Consider the following 5,449-nt stretch of genomic DNA (forward strand, 5'->3'; position numbering starts at 1 on the left):
GGAATCGGGTGTTGCCCGTGCTGGTTCATTAGGCGGTTATCGCAATCAACCCGTTGAGCAGGTTGAACAAGCTGTGTCTGTATTTGCAAGTCTACCTCCATTAAGTGCATCGGTGGTCGAGTATGAAAAAATACATTCTGAACATAGAAATGTGACTCAATCTAAGTCATCGAATATGAATTTAATGCAACCCGAAAAATTGAAACAGACTCAAGATGTAGATGATGTGTATATCGTTTTTGCTGATGAAAAGGCCGACCTTCAAAAATTTGCCAAAGAGGTCTATTTGAATGATGCGGATGAAGTCATCCAGCACATCATAGAAATTAACCCTCACTTAAAAAGAACCTTTCATTTTTTGATTAAAGGTATGCCTATTGTTGTTTCTCCGTGGGGAGAAGTACATCCAGATGAAGCTGATGCTATTTCTCAAGTCTCTGAATTGGCGGAATTGTTTTTTACGCTTTCGGATGAGCAACAAGAATGGTTTTCTGAGCACCATGAAGAGTTTGCTAGCGTGATGCTTACATCAACAGCAATGCCAGATTCATCCGTTTATGAGGTGAATGGTAGTCAAGTTGAAGAGTCGAATTTTACTAATCAAATGATTGCTTCTGCTGGTGCGGGTGTTGTCGGGATGAAAACGCAATCTGATAGGATTCAAAAGGCATTTCAACAATTTGATAAATACTCTAAGGAAGTGGCCGAAGCTACAAAAGGTATAAAAGGAGATACGTTAAAATCTAATCCAACTCATAAAGCATGGCGAAAAAGAGCTAGAGACTTTCAGAGTGAAATTAGAACTATCTCTACTCAGTTTGGCGCACCAAATTACATTAAAAAAATTCAAGCCAATAAGGTCAATAATTATCTAAATGTAGGCAAAAAACAGCTTTATAAAGCGAAAGATTTTTCTAAAGCTGTAAGCGGAATTGATATGACGGCGTTGTATAAAAAGTCGATGGAGTTTAGCAAGCTGTTAGGACGTGCGGCATGGGTAGCGACCATTTTTGGGGTGCGTGATAACTTTATGGATATCGCAAAGGTGTGTGCCAAAGATGATGGGTTCTCTGAAGCTTGCGTTAGGGCTGGTGTGAAAAACACTGCGTCTATTGGTATGAATGTTTTTGTTGGTGAGGGGATTGGTTTTGTTGGTACTAGGCTTGCGCCAACAACGAAAGGGCTGTCAATTATTCCAATGGTTGGTGGTTTGTATTTTTGGGGGTTGTATGGAGGGGATGTTTCCAACTACCTTGGAGATAAGGCCGAATATGCAGTTTTTGATATGTACGAGGACATCACTGAGATTATTGAAGGTTTAAGTTTATGATCAATGGCGCTTCTGCATGGATTGTTCTTCCTTTTTGGGGGGGGATGATTATAAGTATTGTGGTTATGATTGTATCTGTAGTTGGAAACTTAATAACCTTGCCTATTACAATTTTTCTTCTTCGAAAGAGAAGAGACTACTTGATCGATAAACTTGATACGTATGCACCTAAAAAAATACAGGGATGGGCGAATTTTCCATCGTTTGCGTGGATTCGTTCTAGTCAGGTTGCATTTAGTTGGTTTCATCGCCATTCAAAAGAAGATATTCAACATTGGCGTAACGGAATAAAAAAAGAGCTTGGAAGTGTGTATTGGCTGTATCGACTCAATACTGAATGCTTAAGGTTTGGTTTTTTGAGTGTTTTTTTTGTGTTTGTATTTATGGGAATAGAATATCAATTTGGGATATTAGGGATCCCTTTCGATTAACATAATTTGTTTAGTGCGTACCTAGGATTAGATACAAAAAAGCCTCCCTAATGGGAGGCTTTTTTGTTTTGGAAAACTATGACCGGTTAAAAGGATCATTGAGATCAATCGCTTTTGGGATTAATCTGTTTCCCAGATGTGAAAAAACCAGCTTTGGAGAGCTGGCTTTTCGGAGTACTTACACGAATTTCCACCCTCGTTAAGTCCTTTCATGATAGCCATATCACGCAAGCACTTCAAGTACTCCTGCACTCTGTTTGGACTCAAGATGTTTTGGACAGAGCGACGCGCATCAGCCACCGATCAAGGGATATTCCAAAGGTGGCATGGTAAAGGCACTAATCAGAACTAAGCAAACGCTCGATAAATCCGCCCCTTGTAGCTGCTAGAGGGGATAAGCGGGAAAGGAATAAATGATTAGTGTTGTGAGACCGGAATGGGGGCGTAAAGCCTAACTCACAGCGCAGGGCAGCCCGAAAGGGTAAGAGAAAAATCCCAATCTGAAAGCGACCATAGAGATACCCAAATCACTCATAAAATTGAGTCGAAATGGGTAGGGGTCGGCGCAGCCGAAAGGGCTGGTTTTTCGCCGCGCTTGTACTCTTGTTTCTTCCCTTTATACCGCTAGGCGCAGTGTGTGAGTAAGCGAAGCGTCCGAACACCGAGCAAGTGGAAAGCCACTTAATGCCAATCTTTGGCACTGCCCCCGTATCTCTATCTTCATCCTTCTTTAGTTCCTTTTTTATGCTGCTCTAATCACGTACTTCTGTTTTAAGCCAGCATACACAGAGTGTACTCGCTACGCTCATTTCTCTGTGAGCTGGAAAGGGGCGCTAACGCCCCCTTTACCCCTGTAAATCAAACACTCTATTCCGAGTATCTGGCTCTTCTAGTATTCTGTCGAAGTTTGGTCTGTGTATGAGGTTGGTTATGGTTAAGACAGATGTGGATATTGCTAATGTGAAGCGGATTAACTCAGGAATGCGTATGCTCTCACGTTCTGTTTGGGGGAAAGTTCATCGGTCTAATTTCAGAAGCTTTACGTCTTTTGACCAAATGTTTTGGGAAGACTATTGCAAGAAGAATTTACCGTCATGATAGAACGCGGTCTGTCGCCTCGCTTTGTTCGATGACTTATGTGAAACCTTTACGTGAAACCGCTATGTGAAACAGGTGTTCTCCATAAAGGTTTCACATACGAGTTTCACATAAAAAGGCTTACATATTCTCGGTACTCCATGCCCTTGTTGTTATGCCATTACTTGTAACCACTTCCTGTAACCAGTATGTGTAACGGCGGTTACAGGAAGAAGTTACAGGAAGTGGTTACAGGAAAAGGAAAAATAAGAGCAAAGAAAAGAGCAGCTTAGAAACATGTTTCTAAGACCTAGGATGCGTAGCGCTATGCGCGACCAAGCACTTCAGGAGGGTGAAATAGTTGGCATTTTCGCTGGTCGTTCCTTCCTGGCTTAATCCCGCCTTTTCATCCAACCAGAATTACTTGGTCTCGCCTACTCAACGCATCCCAAGAGCATGCACTAAAATTACCAATTTCCCTCTCCAGTTCGGCACTTTCAGTGATTGAATTTCTTAACGCTTATAGAGCACTTTCATTCCCACATAACAATTAAATCCCCTCAGAGGGGGACGCTGACCGCGATTGATTTAGGAAACGAAAAGCTGACGCGCTCACTTCGTTCGTTTGTCGGATCGTACTCATTCATGAAAGAACTTCGTTCATTTCACGACTAAGCCCGATCTCAAATCGCAAACTTTCGGTTATGGGCGTTACGGTGTGATATTTGGGTGAGTTCAAAAGATGTTAATTCGAGCTGTGATTTGCTCTCAGAGCGTCATAAACTTTCAAAGCGTTTAGATGTGATGTTGGTTGGTTTGATGCTGTAAATCGCAATCTGGAGCGTTTGGGGGCTTCTGAGGGGGATTTCTGATGGCAAACTCTCGCATTTACCATAATAGGAATAATGAACACCGCTTTTTTATGTGTCTAGTATCATTTACCATGGACTCTATATTTTTACTAAGGAACTTGAGAGAGGATTTGATGGATTGGTTAATTTTGGGTGTGGTTTTTATTGTGATCATTGGCCTAGGCAGTAGCTATCTAGACAAAAAAAAACGTGAAAAATTGATGAATAAATATGGTGACTCTGATCTCGTTGACAAGTTGATGGCAAAGTCAATTTGGCAAGGGCAGACGGAAGAGCAGTTGATTGACTCAATTGGAAAACCTTTGGATGTAGATCAAAAAGTTTTTAAAACAAAAGTCAAAGAAACATGGAAATACGATAAATCAGGCAAAAACCGTTACAACCTGAAAGTTGTTTTTGAAAACGGATTTGTAATTGGTTGGGATAAAAAATAGACATACAGAATAATAACCAAAATTTTTTGATGATTTATTAGATGTAGGCTATTAATTTAGTTCGACATTGTTTTTAAAGGAATATAAATGAAAAAGTTAGTTATCACATGTTTGATGATTGGTGTTTCTGGTTTGGCTTTTGCTCATTCCGGTGGGACCGATGCTAATGGTTGTCATGCAGGCACAAAGCCATACCATTGCCATAACAAAAAATAAGCTAGCAAGCGTTTTTATATGATCCTAGATAAATACATAAGAACGGCTCCTTGTTGGAGTCGTTTTTGATGGGCTTTTTTGATGTCAACCATCCCTACCAAAATTCTGGTTGAGACATGCGAGTCGGGAATACTCTTAAAATCTCAATGCAGTTATTTTTGACTCGATAAGGTACTAGGTAGGGAAACTTATTTAGGACAAGCTCTCTTGTTCCAAAAACTCGACCTGGACGGCCCATGCCAGGATTGGTTTTTAGAAGATTTGTTAAATCATAGATTTCTTGAACAAATTCACGTGATGATTGTGGGTTATGTTCGTGTAAATACTCTGCGGACTGCTCTAAATTGACTAAGGCTTTTTTAAGCCACTTAATCTGCATTTACGCCCCACTTAGAAAATGTGTTTTGTACATCGTCCTTGTTGGCAAACTGTTCTGAGTCAGCTTCATGTAGTGCATCTTTGATTTCATTGATCTGCCAAAGCTCACGAACTAAGTAATCTTGAATTGCTTGGTTGGTAATCCATGACTTTGTTCGCCCCGTGGACTCTGCAAGTAATGTTAGTTTTTGTTCAATATCTTCGGGGATTCTGACTGACATAGATGGCATAGTAAGCCTCCTTGTATTACGTTGATTGCATTGTAATACAAAGTGAGCATTTACCATAATAGGAATAATGAACACCTTTAAATAGATGTTTTTATTTCATTCGGTGAATCGAAAGAGTCTCCAAAGTGGGAGGCTCTTTCGATTCTGATATTATGTTGATTCTTAACGTTAATAGTTGGCTGTTATGTCTTATAAAATAATATCGAGTTATCAAATAAAATTGGAAGATGTGCCAAATGTAGTCCATCCATCTCTAATCAAAAATTATCTTCGTAAATATCGTATTAGGCGAATGCCTGAAATGGATACAGTTCTTGTTATTGATCGCTTACCCAAAAGTGATGGTGTATTAGATTACTTTGGCAACGTGAAAAGGGATGTTCCATTTTCCTTGCGTGGTTATTTGAAAAATATCGTGGATGAAACGGAATCGGGTGTTGCCCGTGCTGGTTCATTAGGCGGTTATCGCAATCAACCCGTT

6 protein-coding genes and 1 pseudogene are annotated in these 5,449 nt (G+C 40.2%); 5 read left to right on the top strand and 2 right to left on the bottom strand.

Annotated elements, in window-relative coordinates; translation table 11 throughout:
* From ACED46_RS21265 to ACED46_RS21280, 4 genes and pseudogenes are all read left to right on the top strand, one after another.
* Positions 1-1,330, top strand: a pseudogene (locus ACED46_RS21265) (LysM peptidoglycan-binding domain-containing protein); the annotation flags it as partial.
* Entirely contained in the window at positions 1,327-1,761 is a 435-nt protein-coding gene (locus ACED46_RS21270) for a hypothetical protein (protein ID WP_371722384.1), read from the top strand. The pseudogene ACED46_RS21265 and the gene ACED46_RS21270, both read left to right, overlap by 4 nt.
* Positions 1,762-3,823: 2,062 nt before the next feature.
* A complete protein-coding gene (locus tag ACED46_RS21275) occupies positions 3,824-4,144 on the top strand; it encodes a DUF2845 domain-containing protein (RefSeq protein WP_371722385.1) in 321 nt (106 codons plus the stop codon).
* A gap of 87 nt (positions 4,145-4,231) precedes the next feature.
* Positions 4,232-4,360: a YHYH domain-containing protein gene (locus ACED46_RS21280; protein WP_371722386.1), complete on the top strand. Its 129-nt coding sequence runs from the start codon at positions 4,232-4,234 to the stop codon at positions 4,358-4,360.
* Positions 4,361-4,454: 94 nt separating this feature from the next.
* Here the strand turns inward: ACED46_RS21280 and ACED46_RS21285 are convergent, their stop codons facing one another.
* Both ACED46_RS21285 and ACED46_RS21290 read right to left on the bottom strand, forming a co-directional pair.
* Complete coding sequence (locus ACED46_RS21285) at positions 4,455-4,739, bottom strand: type II toxin-antitoxin system RelE/ParE family toxin (RefSeq protein ID WP_371722388.1); 285 nt, start codon at positions 4,737-4,739, stop codon at positions 4,455-4,457.
* Positions 4,729-4,968 carry a CopG family ribbon-helix-helix protein gene (locus tag ACED46_RS21290; RefSeq protein WP_371722389.1) on the bottom strand — a complete coding sequence of 80 codons (240 nt, stop codon included), beginning with the start codon at positions 4,966-4,968 and terminating at the stop codon, positions 4,729-4,731. Before ACED46_RS21290 ends, ACED46_RS21285 begins: the two co-directional genes overlap by 11 nt.
* A 301-nt stretch (positions 4,969-5,269) precedes the next feature.
* Between ACED46_RS21290 and ACED46_RS21295 the strand changes: the two genes are divergently transcribed.
* The coding region (locus tag ACED46_RS21295) for a hypothetical protein (protein ID WP_371722390.1) at positions 5,270-5,449 on the top strand (180 nt) is incomplete at its 3' end.

Origin of the sequence: Vibrio sp. 1S139 (assembly GCF_041439475.1) — a bacterium.
Classification (GTDB): Bacteria; Pseudomonadota; Gammaproteobacteria; order Enterobacterales; family Vibrionaceae; genus Vibrio; species Vibrio crassostreae_C.

What these genes read in the sequence shown, in the direction of transcription:
- ACED46_RS21270 (WP_371722384.1), top strand. Translation starts at nt 1,327, where the DNA reads ATGATCAATGGCGCTTCTGCATGGATTGTTCTTCCTTTTTGGGGGGGG.
- ACED46_RS21275 (WP_371722385.1), top strand. Translation starts at nt 3,824, where the DNA reads ATGGATTGGTTAATTTTGGGTGTGGTTTTTATTGTGATCATTGGCCTA.
- ACED46_RS21280 (WP_371722386.1), top strand. Translation starts at nt 4,232, where the DNA reads ATGAAAAAGTTAGTTATCACATGTTTGATGATTGGTGTTTCTGGTTTG.
- ACED46_RS21285 (WP_371722388.1), bottom strand. Translation starts at nt 4,739, where the DNA reads ATGCAGATTAAGTGGCTTAAAAAAGCCTTAGTCAATTTAGAGCAGTCC.
- ACED46_RS21290 (WP_371722389.1), bottom strand. Translation starts at nt 4,968, where the DNA reads ATGCCATCTATGTCAGTCAGAATCCCCGAAGATATTGAACAAAAACTA.